The sequence below is a fragment of the Gilliamella sp. B3817 genome, assembly GCF_026536705.1.
Classification (GTDB): Bacteria; Pseudomonadota; Gammaproteobacteria; order Enterobacterales; family Orbaceae; genus Gilliamella; species Gilliamella apicola_I.
On sequence record NZ_JAFNNV010000025.1, the window covers coordinates 1 to 794 of the forward strand.

At 46.9% G+C, this 794-nt stretch carries 1 protein-coding gene; it reads right to left on the minus strand.

Annotated features, from left to right (window positions below):
* On the minus strand, positions 1–773 hold a 773-nt coding region (locus J3U36_RS11340), incomplete at its 3' end, for a hypothetical protein (protein ID WP_267379896.1).
* Between the last annotated feature and the right edge of the window lie 21 nt (positions 774–794).

A 794-nucleotide genomic window follows, 5' to 3' on the forward strand; every position in this document is an offset into this window, starting at 1 on the left:
TCATGCGTGCTGTCCTCACCATAATTGTGGTTATTGCGGTGCTCCAGCTCTAATGTGGTTTTATATAAATCGCCCAGCGTAGTGTAATATTGCGCACGGGCTATTCGTTCTACATAGTTACCCTTGTCTTTTTCATTGCTGTAAGAAACTAATACCCCTCGCTTATCCGGCTCAAAGTCATAACGTAACTCGCCACCCCACTCTTCCAAATCACTGCTTCGGGCTTTGGCAAACGATGAAAAGCCTTCCTGCTGCATCGAGTAATACCCTTTAAAACTCAGCGGAACATCCTCATCGGTAAAGTCATCAAAGTTGATGGTTTGCTCTATCTTCCATGCCGCACCACGGGTATCACCTGATAACGTCGTTTGATTAAACGAGACACCACCATTGCTCGACACATAGATATCATTCATCCCCGCCTTGCTTTTCGCATACTCCACATGGGTATGTGTCCCCTGCGTTGGTCGTATTATCAGGTCAACCCCTTTTAATTCATACGTATCGCCGCTTGACTGGTCTTCATTGATATACGTCCCGCCAATTCGAACATGGTCGTTTAACCAGTGATAAGCCCGACCACCAAATACTTTTTCGCTGTTAAAGTCAAAACCGTCTGAGTAATATTCATATTCCGCAATAATCCAGACCGGGTTACCCCCTAACAGATTACCGCCTTCAATTATCGAGCTCCCCGTCTCACCCTGTGCCGTCATCGGCAGTGGCCTGGTTAAAAGTACCCGACCCTGAAACTGATTGACTTCATAGTCCACACCTTCCGTCAACGTCCCGGT